General features: G+C 72.0%; 16 protein-coding genes. 6 read left to right on the top strand and 10 right to left on the bottom strand.

The window, feature by feature from the left end:
* Positions 1–30 precede the first annotated feature (30 nt).
* A complete protein-coding gene (locus FBY22_RS33510; protein ID WP_142151727.1) occupies positions 31–828 on the top strand; it encodes an EI24 domain-containing protein in 798 nt (265 codons plus the stop codon).
* Here FBY22_RS33510 and FBY22_RS33505 read toward each other — a convergent pair.
* Complete coding sequence (locus tag FBY22_RS33505; protein ID WP_174267323.1) at positions 818–2,107, bottom strand: pyroglutamyl peptidase; 1,290 nt, start codon at positions 2,105–2,107, stop codon at positions 818–820. The genes FBY22_RS33510 and FBY22_RS33505 overlap by 11 nt on opposite strands.
* Positions 2,108–2,169: 62 nt before the next feature.
* Between FBY22_RS33505 and FBY22_RS45460 the strand changes: the two genes are divergently transcribed.
* Both FBY22_RS45460 and FBY22_RS45455 read left to right on the top strand, forming a co-directional pair.
* Positions 2,170–2,304 carry a hypothetical protein gene (locus FBY22_RS45460; protein ID WP_260845242.1) on the top strand — a complete coding sequence of 45 codons (135 nt, stop codon included), beginning with the start codon at positions 2,170–2,172 and terminating at the stop codon, positions 2,302–2,304.
* Between the two features lie 11 nt (positions 2,305–2,315).
* Positions 2,316–2,648, top strand: a complete 333-nt coding sequence (locus FBY22_RS45455) for a YrdB family protein (RefSeq protein ID WP_260845241.1) — start codon at positions 2,316–2,318, stop codon at positions 2,646–2,648.
* A 9-nt stretch (positions 2,649–2,657) separates the two neighbouring features.
* Here FBY22_RS45455 and FBY22_RS33495 read toward each other — a convergent pair whose 3' ends face one another.
* Positions 2,658–3,236 (bottom strand): TetR/AcrR family transcriptional regulator, encoded by a 579-nt coding sequence (locus FBY22_RS33495; protein ID WP_142151724.1) that lies wholly within the window; start codon positions 3,234–3,236, stop codon positions 2,658–2,660.
* Positions 3,237–3,342: 106 nt separating this feature from the next.
* On the opposite strand from FBY22_RS33495, the gene FBY22_RS33490 reads away from it, so the two are divergent.
* Positions 3,343–5,784, top strand: a complete 2,442-nt coding sequence (locus FBY22_RS33490; RefSeq protein ID WP_142151723.1) for a glycoside hydrolase family 3 protein — start codon at positions 3,343–3,345, stop codon at positions 5,782–5,784.
* Between the two features lie 78 nt (positions 5,785–5,862).
* Here FBY22_RS33490 and FBY22_RS33485 read toward each other — a convergent pair whose 3' ends face one another.
* Together FBY22_RS33485 and FBY22_RS33480 are read right to left on the bottom strand one after the other, a co-directional pair.
* Positions 5,863–6,834 carry an aldose epimerase family protein gene (locus FBY22_RS33485; protein ID WP_142151722.1) on the bottom strand — a complete coding sequence of 324 codons (972 nt, stop codon included), beginning with the start codon at positions 6,832–6,834 and terminating at the stop codon, positions 5,863–5,865.
* Positions 6,835–6,860: 26 nt separating this feature from the next.
* Positions 6,861–7,736, bottom strand: a complete 876-nt coding sequence (locus FBY22_RS33480) for an SGNH/GDSL hydrolase family protein (RefSeq protein ID WP_142151721.1) — start codon at positions 7,734–7,736, stop codon at positions 6,861–6,863.
* 260 nt (positions 7,737–7,996) lie between these two features.
* On the opposite strand from FBY22_RS33480, the gene FBY22_RS33475 reads away from it, so the two are divergent.
* Positions 7,997–8,491: a DUF3145 domain-containing protein gene (locus tag FBY22_RS33475; RefSeq protein ID WP_142151720.1), complete on the top strand. Its 495-nt coding sequence runs from the start codon at positions 7,997–7,999 to the stop codon at positions 8,489–8,491.
* A gap of 150 nt (positions 8,492–8,641) precedes the next feature.
* On the opposite strand, the gene fabF is transcribed toward FBY22_RS33475, so the two are convergent.
* From fabF to FBY22_RS33450, 5 genes are all read right to left on the bottom strand, one after another.
* A complete protein-coding gene (gene fabF / locus FBY22_RS33470) occupies positions 8,642–9,913 on the bottom strand; it encodes a beta-ketoacyl-ACP synthase II (protein WP_142151719.1) in 1,272 nt (423 codons plus the stop codon).
* An 83-nt stretch (positions 9,914–9,996) separates the two neighbouring features.
* The gene (locus FBY22_RS33465) at positions 9,997–10,245 is read right to left on the bottom strand and encodes an acyl carrier protein (protein ID WP_015660680.1); all 249 of its coding nucleotides are present in this window, start codon (positions 10,243–10,245) and stop codon (positions 9,997–9,999) included.
* A gap of 81 nt (positions 10,246–10,326) precedes the next feature.
* Positions 10,327–11,328 (bottom strand): ketoacyl-ACP synthase III, encoded by a 1,002-nt coding sequence (locus FBY22_RS33460; protein WP_142151718.1) that lies wholly within the window; start codon positions 11,326–11,328, stop codon positions 10,327–10,329.
* A 22-nt stretch (positions 11,329–11,350) separates the two neighbouring features.
* On the bottom strand, positions 11,351–12,268 hold the full coding sequence (locus FBY22_RS33455) for an ACP S-malonyltransferase (RefSeq protein ID WP_142151717.1): 918 nt from the start codon (positions 12,266–12,268) through the stop codon (positions 11,351–11,353).
* 89 nt (positions 12,269–12,357) lie between these two features.
* Positions 12,358–13,563, bottom strand: coding sequence for a CdaR family transcriptional regulator (locus FBY22_RS33450; protein ID WP_142151716.1), 1,206 nt, complete (start codon positions 13,561–13,563; stop codon positions 12,358–12,360).
* A gap of 95 nt (positions 13,564–13,658) precedes the next feature.
* Here FBY22_RS33450 and FBY22_RS33445 point away from each other — a divergent pair, with 95 nt between their 5' ends.
* Positions 13,659–14,318: a pirin family protein gene (locus FBY22_RS33445; RefSeq protein ID WP_142151715.1), complete on the top strand. Its 660-nt coding sequence runs from the start codon at positions 13,659–13,661 to the stop codon at positions 14,316–14,318.
* On the opposite strand, the gene FBY22_RS33440 is transcribed toward FBY22_RS33445, so the two are convergent.
* Entirely contained in the window at positions 14,315–15,529 is a 1,215-nt protein-coding gene (locus FBY22_RS33440; RefSeq protein WP_142151714.1) for a hypothetical protein, read from the bottom strand. The genes FBY22_RS33445 and FBY22_RS33440 overlap by 4 nt on opposite strands.
* Positions 15,530–15,544 lie beyond the last annotated feature (15 nt).

Raw genomic sequence — 15,544 nt, 5'->3', positions numbered from 1 at the left:
ACCCCACGCCCCGCCGGGTAAAGTCCTCCCATGCGTGATCTTGCCGCCGGCTTCAGCTATCTCCTCAAGGGCCAGCGCTGGGTGGCCCGGCACGGCAGGCACTACGGCTTCGGCCTGCTTCCGGGCCTGATAACCCTGGTCCTCTACGTCGCCGTGCTCGTCGTCCTCGCCCTGTGGGGCGAGGACGCGGTCTCCTGGTCGACGCCCTTCGCCGACCACTGGTCCAGCCCCTGGCAGGGCCTCTTCCGCGGCTTCCTCACCGCGGTGCTCTTCGCGCTCGGCCTCCTCCTCGCCGTCCTCACCTTCACCGCCGTGACCCTCCTGATCGGCCAGCCCTTCTACGAGAACCTCTCCGAGAAGGTCGACCGGGACGTCTCCCCGGACGGCACCGCCCCCGAGTCCGGCCTCCCGCTCTGGCGCGAGCTGTGGATCTCGGCCCGGGACAGCCTGCGCATCCTGGTCCGCGCCGCCCTGTGGGGCGTCCTGCTGTTCGCGTGCGGTTTCCTGCCGTTCGCCGGCCAGACCGTCGTCCCGGTGATCGGCTTCTTCGTCACCGGCTTCTTCCTCACCGAGGAACTGACCGCCGTCGCCCTCCAGCGCCGCGACGTCCAACTCCGCGCCCGGCTCGCCCTCCTGCGCTCCCGCAGGGCCCTGGTGTGGGGCTTCGGCACCCCGCTGGCCGTGGCGTTCCTGGTGCCGTTCGTGGCCGTCTTCCTGATGCCGGGCGCGGTGGCGGGCGCCACCCTCATGGCCCGGGAACTGCTGGGCGAGGAGAACGCCGGGGACGGACCGGAGGACGAGACGGAAAAGAAGCCCGTCACTTCCTGAACGTCGCGTCCGCGGCCACCGTGATGATCGCCCGGACCTGCGCCACGATGTCCAGCCGGTTCCGCACGAACTCGGCATCCGTGATCTCGGTCGTGTTCCCGCCGGCGAACTGCAGCACCGGCGTGTGCACATGGCCTCCGGGCAGCGAGTCGTGCAGCCCCAGCCGGTCGCGCAGCAGCGTCGCCCGGTAGGCGATCTCGTTGGAGAGGTAGTTCCCGCCACCGCCCGCCCGGGCCGTCGACCCCTGCGTCGGCCCGTCCGGCCGGACCACCTCCGTCGTGCCCCCCGCCGGGATCTCGGTCACCTCGGTGTGATCGTAGACGGGAAACCGCCCGGTGTCGGCGGCCACGATCGCCTTGTACGGCAGGGTCGTCGTCGTCCACTGCGGCTGCGAGGCGGGATCGCTCACCGGGACGGTCTCGGTGCGCCCGATGTTGTCGTTGTCCGGGAAGCCGCCCCGCCAGGCGCCGTTGGTGCGCTCCACGTCGAACCGCCCCACCCGCCCCTGGCTGACGGTCGTGAACAGGTCCACCTTCTTCAGGTACGGCCGCAGCGTCCGCTCCACCGTGCCCGCGGTGAAGTCCTGCCAGCGCACCGGGAAGACGACCGTCTCCACCCGAGCCGGACCGTCCGCCGTCCGGATCACCGTGCCGTCGAGGGCGAGCGCGGTGGCCCCGGAGGGATTGGAGATCCGGATGTCCCGGTCCAGCGTGAACGGGTCGAACCCGGTGACGAGAATCCGCTTGAGGCCCCCGCCGCCCGGAAAGCGCACCTCCGTCTGCCCCCGCGAGGTCCGCTCCAGCACATCGAGCAGCAGCGCCCGCTGCCGGTCGCCCAGCCCGAACTCCGGCTCCCAGGTGCGCACTTCGCGCGTCATACCCAGCCGCGCCCAGTACAGCGGCCGGTCGTCGTCCCGGCTCAGGCCCTCCCGTCGCCCACCACCACCCTTCCGAGGAAGCGCTTCGCGCCTTCTTGATTCGGCCGGCCCGCGCCCCTGCACCCGGTCGACGGCCCGCCGCCACAGCGCGCCGCCCTCGCGCACGACGATCCGCCGCGCCTCGGCGTAGGAGCCGGCCGCGCCCAGCTCGCGGGCCAGCCGCGGTGCCACGTCGTCGAATCCCGACCTGCGGAGGATCTCCCGCGGCACGGCCTTGTCGAGCCGTTGCTCCTCGACGGTGGGGGAGGACGCCGCCCCGGCCGCCGTCGCCGTGGTGGGGGAGGCGAGTCCCGCGGTCAGCGCCAGTCCGAGGAAAACCATCCGAACACGTATGGAGTTCAAGGGGGTTCAGGTCCTTCCGTCGCCGTCGTGGGGGAGCGTGGTGCGGACGGCCGCAGTATCGCGTGACGGAAGTGGTCTACGCCATGGGGTGCGGCTCAGGAGGCGGCGGGGCGGAGACGGGCCGCTGCCTCCCGCAGCACCGCCCCGAGGTCCTGGTCGAGATCGAAATCGTGGCGGCGGTGGCCTCCCGCGGGTGATACTGCCGCGCGTGAAGACAGCGAAGGCCGTGAACCTGGGCGTCGTATTCCTGCTGGAACTGGGCGTCCTCGCGGGCGTCTGGTACTGGGCCTGGAGGAGCGCCTCCGGCTGGGGCCCGCTGCTGGGCCTGGCCGGGGCGGTCGGCCTCGCTGTGCTGTGGGGCCTGTTCGGCTCCCCGCGCGCCAGGTTCAAAGTCCACGGCGCCGCCCGGGTCGCCTTCGAGACACTGTGGTTCGGGGCCGGCGCGGTGCTGTGGTTCGCGGCCGGGGCGCATGTCTGGGCGATCGCCTTCGCCGTCCTGTGCGTCGTGAGCAAGAGCCTCGCCCACATCTGGCGCCAGTAGTGGGTCCGTTCAGGCGTCCTCGCCCAGCAGTGCGAGGAAGTCCCGGAACGCCCCCGGCATGTCCACCGACTCCGGGTCCAGCAGCCACTGGTACTGCAGCCCGTCCATCACGGCGACCAGTAGCGGCGCGGTCCGTTCCGGCGTCAGCCCGTTCGGCAGCCGGTCCCCGTACTCGGCCCGCAGGACCGCCGCCATGCTCTCGCGCACCTGCCGGTACCGCTCCGTGAAGTACCCGCGCGCGGGATGCCCCTCCGTCACACTCTCGCCCAGCAGCGCCGAGAAGGTCTGGATGATGCCGGGCCGCATGGCGTTGTACTCGACGAGGGAGGCCAGCAGGTCGACCCGCCACTGCGTGTCCGGCACGGCGTCCCACTGGTCCCGCTCCTGAAGCACCGCCACCAGCAGCGCCTCCTTGGTCGGGAAGTGGTGCAGCAGGCCCTGCTGGGTGAGCCCCACCTTCTCCGCCACCGCGGCCAGACTCGCCCCCCGGTAGCCGCGCTCGGCGATCACCTCCAGTGTTGCCCGGACGATCTCCGCGCGCCGTTCCTCGCTCCTGACCCTGGCGTTCATGGCGTCACCGTACGACATCGCCGCACCGTGAATATCACGGCCCGATAACGAAACCTACCGCGTTACAGGCAACGGGTGCACGATGGGGCCCAGGACGAGCAGGACGCGACGAGGAGGCACCGCGATGGCGGCAACCCCGGCCAACCCCACCGACCAGGCCCGCGAGGCGGCCGTCGAGGCGGCCCTCGGCAAGCTGGACCTGGACGCCAAGGCCCGGCTGCTGTCCGGCCAGGACATGTGGTCCCTGCCCGCGCTGCCGGAGATCGGACTGAAGTCGCTCGTCATGTCCGACGGCCCGATCGGCGTCCGCGGCGTGCGCTGGACCGCCGACGACCCCTCCGTCGCCCTTCCCTCGCCCACCGCCCTGGCCGCCACCTGGGACCCGGAGCTCGCCCGCCGCGCCGGCGCGCTGCTCGCCCAGGAGGCCCGGCGCAAGGGCGTGCACGTGCTGCTCGCCCCCACGGTCAACCTCCACCGCTCCCCGCTCGGCGGCCGCCACTTCGAGGCCTACAGCGAGGACCCGTACCTGACGGGACGCATCGGCACCGGATACGTCACCGGCGTACAGCAGGGAGGCGTCGGCACCACCGTCAAGCACTTCGTCGCCAACGACGCCGAGACCGACCGCTTCACGGTGAACAACCTGGTGGGCGAGCGCGCCCTGCGCGAGCTGTACCTGGCCCCCTTCGAGATGATCGTCGCCGGCGCGCGGCCCTGGGGCGTCATGACCGCCTACAACACGGTCAACGGCACGACGATGACCGAGCACCGCCACCTCGTGAACGAGGTGCTGCGCGGCGAATGGGGCTTCGACGGCTACAACGTCTCCGACTGGATGGCGGCCCGGGACACGGTCGCGGCCGTGCACGGCGGCCTCGACGTCGCCATGCCCGGCCCGCAGACCGTCTACGGCGCCCCTCTCGCCCAGGCCGTGCGCGACGGCCGCGTCGAGGAGAGCGTCGTCGACGAGGCCGTCCGCAACGTCCTTCGGCTCGCCGCCCGCGTCGGCGCCCTGGACGGCGCCGAGCCGGCCGTCGCCGAACCACCCGCGGCCGTCGACGGCGAGGCCCTGGCCCGCGAGATCGCCCGCCGCTCCTTCGTCCTCGTCAAGAACGAACGCCGGGCCCTCCCGCTGAAGCCCGGCACGGTCGCCCTCCTCGGTGCCGCCGCCCGCGACGCCCGGGTCCTCGGCGGCGGCTCCGCCACCGTCTTCCCGTCCCGGATCGTCTCCCCGCTCGACGGCCTCACCGCCGCCCTCCCCGAGGGCGCCCTGACCTACGCCGTCGGCGCCGACCCGAACACCGAACTCGCCGTCGCCGACAAGGGCTTCACCCTGAAGGCCGTGTGCCGGGACACGGAGGGGAACGTCATCGGCACCGGCTCCGCCCCCAACGGCCAGATCCAGTGGATGGGTTCCGACCTCCCCGAGGGCGTCACCCACGCCGGCCTGCACACCGTCGAACTGACCGGCACCTTCACCCCCCGCGACACCGGCCGGCACACCTTCGGCGTCAAGGGCACCGGCCACTTCACCCTCACCGTCGCGGGGACGACGTACTTCGACGACGTCCAGCTCCCCGCCGACGACAGCGACCCCTTCGAGGCGTTCTTCGGCGCCCCCGTGGCCCGCGCCGAGCCCGAACTGACCGCGGGCGAACCGGTCGAGGTCTCCCTGACCCATGTCTTCGCCCTCCCCGAGGAGATCCCCTTCAAGGTCGTCGCCTTCGCCCTGGCCCACCAGGAACCGGCACGCGACGCCGACGAGCTGATCGCCGAGGCCGTCGCCGCGGCCCGGGCCGCCGACACGGCCGTCGTGGTGGTCGCCACCACCGACCGCGTCGAGTCCGAGGGCTACGACCGCAAGGACCTCGCCCTGCCCGGCCGTCAGGACGACCTGGTCCGCGCCGTCGCCGCCGCCAACCCGAACACCGTCGTGGTCGTCAACTCCGGCTCCCCGGTGGAACTTCCGTGGCGCGACGAGGTCGCCGCCGTGCTGCTCAGCTGGTTCCCCGGCCAGGAGGGCGGCGCCGCCCTCGCGGACGTGCTCACCGGCGCCCACGAGCCCGGCGGCCGGCTGCCCACCACCTGGGGCCCCCTGGCCGACGCCCCGGTCACCCGCGTGACCCCACAGGACGGCGAACTCCCGTACACGGAAGGCGTCTTCATCGGCTACCGCGCCTGGGAGAAGGAGGGCAGGGCCCCCACGTACCCCTTCGGCCACGGCCTGGGCTACACCGACTGGGCCTACGAGTCCGTCGAGGTCGAGGGCACCACCGCCAGGATCCGCGTCCGCAACACCGGCCGGCGGACGGGCCGTGAGGTCGTGCAGGTCTACCTGGCGCCCACCGAGCCCGGCCCCGACCGCCCCGCGCGCCTGCTCGCCGGATTCGCGGGCGTCGAGGCGGGCCCCGGCGAGACGGCCGAGGCGGTCGTCGAGATCCCCCGCCGCGCCTTCGAGGTGTGGGACGAAGTGGTCGGCTCGTGGTCGTTTGTGAAGGGTTCGTACGAGATCCAGGTGAGCCGGTCGATCGCCGACCGCCGCCTCACCGCGACGATTAACGTCTGATCCGGGACGACCTCCCCCACGAGCAGCCCCGGTCCGGGACCTGACCCCTGGACCGGGGCAAGCCCGTCAGAGCGCGGATCAGCGCACCCCGAAGCCGTACACCGTCTGAGAGCGGAACACCTCGCCCGGCCGCAGCACCGTGCTCGGGAAGTCCGGCCGGTTCGGGGAGTCGGGGAAGTGCTGGGTCTCCAGCGCGACACCGTCGCCCGGCGTGAACGGCTCGGGCAGATGGTCCGCGGTGTACAGCTGCAGACCAGGCTCGGTGGTCGCCACGGTCAGCACCCGGCCGGACGCCGGGTCGTGGAGTTCGGCGACCTGGCGGGGAACCTCCGTCACACCGCCGTCCAGCACGAAGTTGTGGTCGAAGCCCGACCCGACCTTCCTGCCCCGCCGGAAGTCGAAGCGCGTGCCCGTGACGTCCGCCAGGACACCCGTCGGGATCAGATCGGCGTCGACCGGCGTGTACCGGGAGGCGGCGAGGCGCAGTTCGTGGCCGCCCGCGTCGCCGGAGCCGGCGAGATTCCAGTACGAGTGGTTCGTCAGGTTCACCGCCGTCGGCGCGTCCGTCACCGCCTCGTAGGCGATCCGCAGCGAGCCGTCGGCGTCCAGCGCGTACGTGGCCGCGACCTCCAGCCGTCCCGGGAACCCCTCCTCGCCGTCCGGGCTGACCCTGCCCAGCCGCACCCCGTGCTCGACCGGGGTGACCTCCCACACCCGCTTGTCGAAGCCCAGGGGGCCGCCGTGCAGCGAGTTGGGGGCGTTGTTGGGCTCCAGCGGGTACGTCACGCCGTCCAGCGTGAAGCGGGCGCCCCCGATGCGGTTGGCGTACCGGCCGACCAGCGCGCCGAGATACGGCCCGGGGTGGTCGACGTAGCCGTCCAGACCCGGGAACCCCAGCACCACGTTCCCGGTACGCCCGTCCCGGTCCGGGACCTCCACCGACTGCACGACCCCGCCGTACGACAGGATCCGCACCCGCACGCCGGCCCGCTCCAGGGTCCAGCGCTCCACCGGCGTGCCGTCGGGAAGTGTGCCGAAGTGTTCGCTCATGAGCGGAACCCTAAGTCACATGCCTGTCAGGACTTCCTCGCGGTCACCGTCCGGTAGGCGATCTCCGCCAGCCGGGCCTGCCCGTTCACGCTCGGATGGAACCAGTCCCAGTGGCTCAGCTGCGCGGTCCCGAAGCGGTACGCGTACACCGCGCCCCCGTCGAACCGGCACCGCCGGTCCTTCCCGCACACCTCCCGCAGCACCGTGTTGTACTCCTCGACCCGCTTCTGCACGGTGTTGCGCCGCAGCGTCGCAGCCGAGTCCAGCGCGTCCGCGTCGCCCAGCATGGAGGGGCAGATGCCCAGCTTCCACACCTGCTTGCCCAGCGCGTTGGTCCGCCCCTGCGACCACAGCCGCTTCAGGTTCGGCACGCTCGCCACGTACACCTGCGTCTTCGGCAGCGCCTTGCGCAGGGTGGCGAGCGCGTCCTCGAAGTCCGCCCGGAAATCGGCGACGGAGGTCATCGCCGCCGTCGAGGCCCGGCAGGCGTCGTTCGCCCCCACCATCACCGTCACCAGCTGCGGCCTCCTCGCCACCGCCTGCGCCATCTGCGCCGGCAGGTCGGCCATCCGCGCCCCCGTCACCGCGTAGTTCCAGCTCCGCTCGGCGGCCTTCGCCCTCCCCAGCAGCCGTACGGCGAGACTGTCGACCTCGGTGCTGGACCCGGTCGCCCACGACACCTCCGGACAGTCCGACAGGACCGTGCACGCGTCGAAGCCGCGGGTGATGGAGTCGCCGACGGCCGCGACGGAACCGGGACTCACGTCCCAGGCGGGCGCATGCCTCACACCGCGCGTGGGCGCGGCCTCGTTGCCACCGACCGCGTCGCAGCCGGCGACGCCCAGGACGGCCGCCGCCGTGACGGCGAGAACGGCCCGTGAACGGTGGCTCGGCTTCCGCATCCGCTGCTGTTCCCCTCGGTCGGCCTACTGGGATGTCTCCCCTCATGACAACGCGCGGGAGTTCCCGAACCCGGAACCCCGCAACGGTTCGCACCCGTACAAGCGTCCTGCCGGGTGAATGGCGGGGGTTTCGGCGCATCGGGACCGACGGTACGTCACACTCCTTGCGCCGCCGCACGGTAGCCTCGCCATCAACGTGGCTCCCCCGGCCACGGCCGTCCGCCAGTTCGCAAGATGTCCCGCTCTGCCCGGAGGTCCCGGTGACGACACGTGGAGTTCTGTACGTGCACTCCGCGCCGCGCGCGCTGTGCCCGCACGTCGAGTGGGCCGTCGCCGGGGTGCTCGGCACGCGCGTCAACCTCGACTGGATCCGGCAGCCCGCCGCGCCCGGGACCTGGCGTTCGGAGTTCTCCTGGCAGGGCGAGGCGGGCACCGCCTCCAAGCTCGCCTCCGCGCTGCGCGGCTGGCACCTGCTGCGCTTCGAGGTCACGGCCGAGCCCTGCCCCACGGCCGAGGGCGAGCGCTACAGCTGCACCCCCGACCTCGGCATCTTCCACGCCGTCACCGGCATCCACGGCGACATCCTGATCCCGGAGGACCGGCTGCGGGCCGCCCTGGTCCGCTCCCAGCGGGACGAGACGGACCTGGAGGCGGAGATCGCCAAACTGCTGGGCAAGCCGTGGGACGACGAACTGGAGCCCTTCCGTTACGCCGGCGAGGGCGCGCCGGTCCGCTGGCTGCACCAGGTGGTCTGAAAGACGCCCCGAGGGCTGACGCCGCCGAGGGGGCGCGGGGAACCGCGCGACCGGCCACGGCGGATCCGTACCCGCCCGCGAACGACGGACACGACGGCGAATGGCCCGACCTCCCACCGGAGGCCGGGCCATTTCCGTTCAACGGCGCTCTCAGACCGTACGGAACGCCAGGACCACGTTGTGCCCGCCGAAGCCGAACGAGTCGTTCAGCGCGGCGATACGGCCCTCCACGGGCAGCTTGCGGGCCTCACCGCGGACGACGTCGGCGTTGGCCTCCGCCTCCGGGTCGAGGTTGTCGATGTTGATGGTCGGCGGGGCCACCCGGTGGTACAGGGCGAGCACGGTCGCGACCGTCTCGATGCCGCCGGCGCCACCCAGCAGGTGACCGGTCATCGACTTCGTGGCGGAGACGGCCATGTGGTCGGCGTCGTCGCCGAAGACCTTCCGCAGCGCCTTCAGTTCGGCGATGTCACCGGCCGGCGTCGACGTGGCGTGCGCGTTGACGTGCACGATCTCCGCCGGGTCGAGGTCGGTGCGCTCCAGCAGGTGCTCCAGGGCCTGCGAGATGCCGCGGCCCTCCGGCTCGGGCTGCACGATGTCGTGGCTGTCGGCGGAGATGCCCTGACCGACGGCCTCGGCGTACACCCGGGCACCGCGCTGGGCGGCGTGCTCCGCGGACTCCAGGACGACGACACCCGCGCCCTCGCCCAGGACGAAGCCGTCACGGGCCGTGTCGTAGGGACGCGAGGCCCCCTGGGGGTCCTCGTTGTTCTTGGACATCGCCATCATGTTGCCGAACGCGGCGATGGGCAGCGGGTGGATGGCCGCCTCGGTGCCACCGGCGACGACGACGTCGGCGCGGCCCGTGCGGATCATCTCGATGGCGTAACCGATGGCCTCGGCGCCGGAGGCGCACGCGGAGACCGGCGTGTGCACGCCCGCCCGGGCGCCCACCAGCAGGCCCACGTTGGCCGAGGGGCCGTTCGGCATCAGCATGGGGACGGTGTGCGGGGAGACGCGGCGGACGCCCTTCTCCTTGAGCACGTCGTACTGGTCGAGGAGGGTCGTCACGCCGCCGATGCCGGAGGCGATGACCGCGCCGAGGCGGTCCGGGTCGACCTTCGGGTCCTCACCGGCCTTGCCCTCGAAACCGGCGTCCGCCCACGCCTCCTGGGCCGCGACCAGCGCGAACTGCGCCGAGCGGTCCAGGCGTCGGGCCTGCGGCCGGGGGATGACCTCGGTCGGTTCCACCGCGACGGGCGCGGCGATGCGGACCGCCTGGTCGGCGGCCCACTCCTGCTCCAGGGGCTTCACACCGGACTTGCCGGCGATCAGGCCCTCCCAGGTAGAGGCTGCGTCGCCACCCAGCGGTGTGGTTGCGCCGATACCGGTGACGACCACGGTGCGATTGGTCGGGCTCACGGGAATTCTTTCTCCAATTACGAGGATTAAGCGGCGCCACCGCCGGGTGGCGGGGCCGGTTCAGCGCCCGGCCCGAGCAGGGCTCAGGCCTGGTGCTTGAGGATGTAGTCGGTCGCGTCGCCGACCGTCTTGAGGTTCTTGACGTCCTCGTCCGGGATCTTGACGTCGAAGCGCTCTTCGGCGGCGACGACGACCTCGACCATGGACAGCGAGTCGACGTCCAGGTCGTCGGTGAAGGACTTGTCCAGCTGGACGTCCTCAACCGGGATGCCGGCGATCTCGTTCACGATGTCGGCGAGACCGGCGACGATCTCTTCCTGAGTGGCGGCCATGTCAGGCGCTCCTTCTTTGTGATCCAGAGGGTTTGGCGGTGTCCTGCGGGTCCGGACCGTTCGTGATCCGGCACGCAGTGCCTAGGGGAGGGTAACGACAGTCGCGGCGTAGACGAGACCCGCCCCGAAGCCGATGACGAGCGCGGTGTCGCCGCTCTTCGCCTCACCGGTCGCCAGGAGCCGCTCCATCGCGAGCGGGATCGAGGCGGCCGAGGTGTTGCCGGTGGTGCGCACGTCACGCGCGACCGTGACGTGCTGCGGCAGTTTCAGCGTCTTCACCATCGAGTCGATGATCCGCTCGTTGGCCTGGTGGGGAATGAAGACGTCCAGGTCGTTCGGGGTGATTCCGGCCGCGTCCAGCGCCTGCTGGGCGACCTTCGCCATCTCGAACACGGCCCAGCGGAACACCGCCTGGCCCTCCTGCGTGATCGCAGGGAACTTCTCGACCGTGCCCTCGCGGTAGTCCGTCCACGGCACGGTCTGCTTGATGGTCTCCGACTTGTCGCCCTCGGAGCCCCAGACGGTGGGGCCGATCGCGGGCTCCTGGGAGGGGCCGACGACGACCGCGCCCGCGCCGTCGCCGAACAGGAAGGCCGTGGCGCGGTCGTGCAGGTCGGTGAGGTCGGACAGCCGCTCGACGCCGATCACGAGGACATACTCGGCGCTGCCCTCGACGATCATGCCCTTGGCGAGGGTCAGGCCGTAGCCGAAGCCCGCGCAGCCGGCCGAGATGTCGAAGGCGGCGGCCTTGTTCGTGCCCAGCTTGTCGGCGATCTCGGTCGCCACGGCCGGGGTCTGCTTGAAGTGCGAGACGGTCGAGACGATCACGCCGCCGATCTGCTCGGCGGAGATCCCGGCGTCGGCGATCGCCTTGCCGGACGCCTCGACGGACATCGCGGCCACGGTCTCCTCGTCGGAGGCCCAGTGCCGGGTCTCGATGCCGGAGCGCGAACGGATCCACTCGTCGGAGGAGTCGATCGTCTCGAGGATCACCTCGTTCGGCACGACCCGCGTCGGACGGTAGCCGCCCACGCCGAGGATGCGCGCGTACGGGGCGCCCTTGCTGGGCTTGATCTTCGACATGTTCGTACGGCTCCTTAGGGCGTCAGGCCTGGGCGTGCTCGGCGATGAGCGCGCGGGCCGCGTCGAGGTCGTCGGGGGTCTTGAGCGCGAGGGTCTGCACGCCGGGCAGCGCGCGCTTGGCGAGGCCCACCAGCGTGCCGCCGGGGCAGACCTCGACGATCGCGGTCGCGCCGAGCTCCTTGAACGTCTCCATGCACAGGTCCCAGCGGACCGGGTTGGCGACCTGGCCGACCAGCCGCTCGACGACCTCGGCGCCGGTGGCGACGGCCTGACCGTCCTTGTTGGAGACGTAGGTGACCTTCGGGTCCGCCGGGGCGAGGTCCGCGGCGGCCTTCGCCAGCGCGTCCACGGCCGGGGCCATGTGGTGCGTGTGGAAGGCGCCCGCGACCTTCAGCGGGACGACCTTGCGGACGCCCTCGGGCTTGTCCTCGTTCAGCGCGGCGAGCTGCTCCAGCGTGCCGGCGGCGACGATCTGGCCCGCGCCGTTGACGTTCGCCGGGGTCAGCCCCAGCCGCTGAAGGTGCGCGACGGAGACCTCGGGGTCGCCGCCGAGCAGCGCCGACATGCCGGTCTCGGTGATCGCGGCGGCGTCGGCCATCGCCAGACCCCGCTTGCGTACGAGGGTCAGCGCGGCGGTGTCGTCGAGGACGCCGGCGAAGGCGGCGGCGGTGATCTCACCGACGGAGTGGCCCGCGACCGCGCCGGGCCGGATGTCACCCAGTGCCGCGGCGGACAGGATCCCGGCCGCGACCAGCAGCGGCTGCGCCACCGCGGTGTCACGGATGGCGTCGGCATCGGCCTGGGTGCCGTAGTGGGCGAGGTCCAGTCCGATGGCGTCCGACCAGGCGGCGACGCGGTCGGCGGCGCCGGGCAGTTCGAGCCAGGGAGTCAGGAAGCCGGGCGTCTGGGCGCCCTGGCCGGGAGCGACGAGTACGAGCACTCTCACACTCTCTCTTGTGGACGGGCATGGCCGCCCGTGGGGACAGGGACGAAGAACACGAGGGGGTTTTGTGGAGCCCCCACAAAAGACTAGGCCGGTAGATCTCCGTCGGCCAGACGCCCCAGGATCAGCGCGATCCGCAGCGTGAACGCCGAACGTACATCAGACGGCGACCAGCCGGTGACGTCTGTCACACGTCGAAGCCGGTAGCGCACGGTGTTCGGATGGACGAAGAGCATCCGGGCCGCGCCTTCGAGGCTGGACGCCTGTTCGAGATAGACGGAGAGCGTCTCCAGCAGAGCCGACCCCGCCTCCTCCAGCGGTCTGTAGATCTCCTCCACCAACTGCTCGCGCGCACCGGGGTCCCCGGCGATGGCGCGCTCCGGAAGCAGATCGTCCGCCAGGACCGGCCGCGGGGCGTCCTGCCACGCCGAACAGGCCTTGAGTCCGGCGGCGGCGGCCTGCGCGGACCGGGTCGCGGCCAGCAGGTCCGGCACCACCGGCCCCGCGACCACGGGCCCCGCCGCATACGGCCCGATCAGGGATTTCGCCACCCCGAGCGGGTTGTCGCTGCCGCCGGCGATGACGACCAGCCGGTCGCCGAGCACTCCCGTCAGCACCTGCAGCTTGGCGTGCCGGGCCGCCCGCCGGATGGCCTCGACGGTCAGCTCGGAGTCCCCGTCCGGGGCCGTACCCAGCACGACACACACATGTTCGGGCGCGTTCCAGCCGAGCGCGGCCGCCCTGCTCACGGCCCCCTCGTCGGCCTCCCCGCTGAGCACCGCGTTGACCACCAGCGACTCCAGACGCGCGTCCCAGGCACCGCGTGCCTCGGCGGCCTGGGCGTACACCTGGGCGGTGGCGAAGGCGATCTCGCGGGCGTACACCAGCAGCGCCTCGCGCAGCACGCTCTCGTCACCGGGGGCCGCGACCTCGTCGATGGCCGACTCCATGACCTCGATGGTCGTGCGCACCATCTCCACGGTCTGCCGCAGCGTGATGGCCCGGGTCAGCTCGCGCGGGGCCGTGCCGAAGACGTCGGTCGAGATGGCCTGCGGGGCGTCGGGGTGCCGGAACCACTCGGTGAAGGCGGCGATACCGGCCTGGGCGACCAACCCGATCCAGGAACGGTTCTCCGGGGGCATGGCCCGGTACCACGGCAGCGTCTCGTCCATGCGCGCGATGGCCTGCGCGGCGAGGGACCCGGAGGACTTCTCCAGCCGCTTCAGGGTCGCGGCGTGGGCATGTACGGCGGTATGGGCTGCTTCGGGCCTGGTGGCTTCGGGTTCGGGCACGGGACAAGACTGCCTTATCCGGACGACGGAGTGCGCCGCAGGGTTGCCGGTGGCCGCCACGCGGCGCCGCCCGCGCCGCTACCGTGGGACGGGTGATGGACGTACGGCGCGCTGCGGAGCGCTACCCGGGGGGCGATGCGGCGGCCGGCATCGAGTCGTGGCACGCCTTCTCCTTCGGCCCGCACTACGACCCCGACAACCTCCGCTTCGGCGCGGTCATCGCCTGCAACGAGGAGCGCCTCGCGCCGGGCGCAGGCTTCGACGAACACCCCCACAGCCACACGGAGATCGTGACGTGGGTGGTCGAGGGCGAGCTGACGCACCGGGACTCGGCGGGCCACCGGACCCGGGTGCGCCCCGGCGACGTCCAGCGCCTCAGCTCGGCGGCGGGCGTACGTCACGTCGAACGCAACGACACCACCGAGCCTCTCACCTTCGTCCAGATGTGGCTGGCCCCGCGGGAACCCGGCGGCACCCCGTCCTACGAGATCGTCCGCGGCATCGCCGACTCCACCCCCTACGCGGTCCCGGAAGCGGCCGCGATGCTGCACGTACGCCGCCTGACGGCGGGCGAGCGCACCGCGGTCCCGGACGGCCCCTTCGTGTACGTCCACGTGGTGCGCGGCGAAGTGACCCTGGACGGCGAGGGTCTGGCCGCGGGCGACGCGGCCCGCCTGACGGACGCCAAGGACCTGGAGGCGATCGCGACGACGAACGCCGAACTGCTGATGTGGGAGATGACGGGCAGTCCTTAGGGCTCGGGGCGGGTCAGGCGTTCCAGCTGGGCGGCGAGAGCCTCCCGGCCCGTCTTCTCCGCTCCCTTGCGGAGCTGCCACAGGTCAGGCACTTCGAGATGGAGTTGCCTGGCCAGCCGAGCCACGACCGTCTCTGCTGCCGCGCGGTCGATCCGCCGTGCTGCCGCGAGGCGCAGGTCGAGCCGTTCCAGGAGCGCACGCTTGCGCAGGTTCTCGCTGGGACACCACACATGGAAGAAGCTGGAGCCGTACACGGTGTAGGAACCGACCTTGGTGAGCCGGACGCCGTCGTCACCGAACGCCGACGCCGGGAGTTCCACCGAGTACGTCCCGTCGGGCCCACGTGACGGACGGTGAGCGCCCAGCCCTTGCTTCTCCAGCCAGTCCTCGGCGGCCCTGCGGCCGGCCTCGCGGCGCTCCGCCTCCCGCTCCTCATTCTCGATCACGGCGAACACGTGCTCAGCCCGTTCGCACACCGCTGTCAGATCCGGGTCGGGCTCGACACCGGTCTGGCCGTAGACGAGCAGTCCCGGGCGCCCGTTGGCGCGCACCCCTCGCACCACGTGCACCGGCAGGAAAACCAACTCCTCGGCGCCCAGACTTTGCACGTCGTCCAGGGCGGCCGGCAGATTGAGCCGGTCGCGCTCCTTGCCGTCGGTGCCGCGGGTCAGTTGGGTCAGTGCCCGGTCGTCGAAGCCCGCGGTCGGATGGACACACGTGAACCGCGGGTACCGCCTGCTGTCCAGTGCCTTCTGCAAGGCGTCGCCCGAAAGCATGGTGACCGTGCGTTCGTCGTAGTGGGACCGGGCCAGCGGGGTGCAGGCGAGGGCCTCGAAGCACAGCTTGCGGCGGTCCTCGCGGGTGATGGTGTAGCGCCGGTCGTCCTGCACGGAGCGCAGGCCGAGCGGGGTGAGGGCAAGCCTGCCCGCCCGTTCCTCGATGTGACCGGTGCGGCTCAGGAAGCGGACCGCCTGTACGACCAGCGGTTCGTCCAGGGCGAAGAACTCGGCCAGTTCAGCGACCGTTTCCAGCCCACCGTGGGCCAGGCCGCGTTCCAGGAAGCGGTCGATGAGGTGGAAGTCCTCGCCCTCGGTCACAGTGGCCCGGATCTCCACCCGCCACACCGGCAAGAGCAACGCGTGCAGCCTGGTCGGCCTCAGGCCCCGCTCGACGGCGGCGTCCTCCAGAACGCGCTCCGGTCGAAACGGCATCAGACTCCGCCCGTC

The sequence above is a fragment of the Streptomyces sp. SLBN-31 genome, from assembly GCF_006715395.1.
Taxonomy (GTDB): Bacteria; Actinomycetota; Actinomycetes; order Streptomycetales; family Streptomycetaceae; genus Streptomyces.
The sequence above is the reverse complement of the archived record's forward strand: the minus strand, read 5'-3'. Positions and strand labels throughout refer to the sequence as shown.

Bases quoted from the DNA above. Each gene is read 5' to 3' on its own strand.
- FBY22_RS33485 (WP_142151722.1), bottom strand. From the start codon at position 6,834: ATGAGCGAACACTTCGGCACACTTCCCGACGGCACGCCGGTGGAGCGC.
- FBY22_RS33490 (WP_142151723.1), top strand. From the start codon at position 3,343: ATGGCGGCAACCCCGGCCAACCCCACCGACCAGGCCCGCGAGGCGGCC.
- FBY22_RS33510 (WP_142151727.1), top strand. From the start codon at position 31: ATGCGTGATCTTGCCGCCGGCTTCAGCTATCTCCTCAAGGGCCAGCGC.
- FBY22_RS33445 (WP_142151715.1), top strand. From the start codon at position 13,659: ATGGACGTACGGCGCGCTGCGGAGCGCTACCCGGGGGGCGATGCGGCG.
- FBY22_RS33440 (WP_142151714.1), bottom strand. From the start codon at position 15,529: ATGCCGTTTCGACCGGAGCGCGTTCTGGAGGACGCCGCCGTCGAGCGG.
- FBY22_RS33480 (WP_142151721.1), bottom strand. From the start codon at position 7,736: ATGCGGAAGCCGAGCCACCGTTCACGGGCCGTTCTCGCCGTCACGGCG.
- FBY22_RS33465 (WP_015660680.1), bottom strand. From the start codon at position 10,245: ATGGCCGCCACTCAGGAAGAGATCGTCGCCGGTCTCGCCGACATCGTG.
- FBY22_RS33495 (WP_142151724.1), bottom strand. From the start codon at position 3,236: ATGTCGTACGGTGACGCCATGAACGCCAGGGTCAGGAGCGAGGAACGG.
- FBY22_RS33460 (WP_142151718.1), bottom strand. From the start codon at position 11,328: ATGTCGAAGATCAAGCCCAGCAAGGGCGCCCCGTACGCGCGCATCCTC.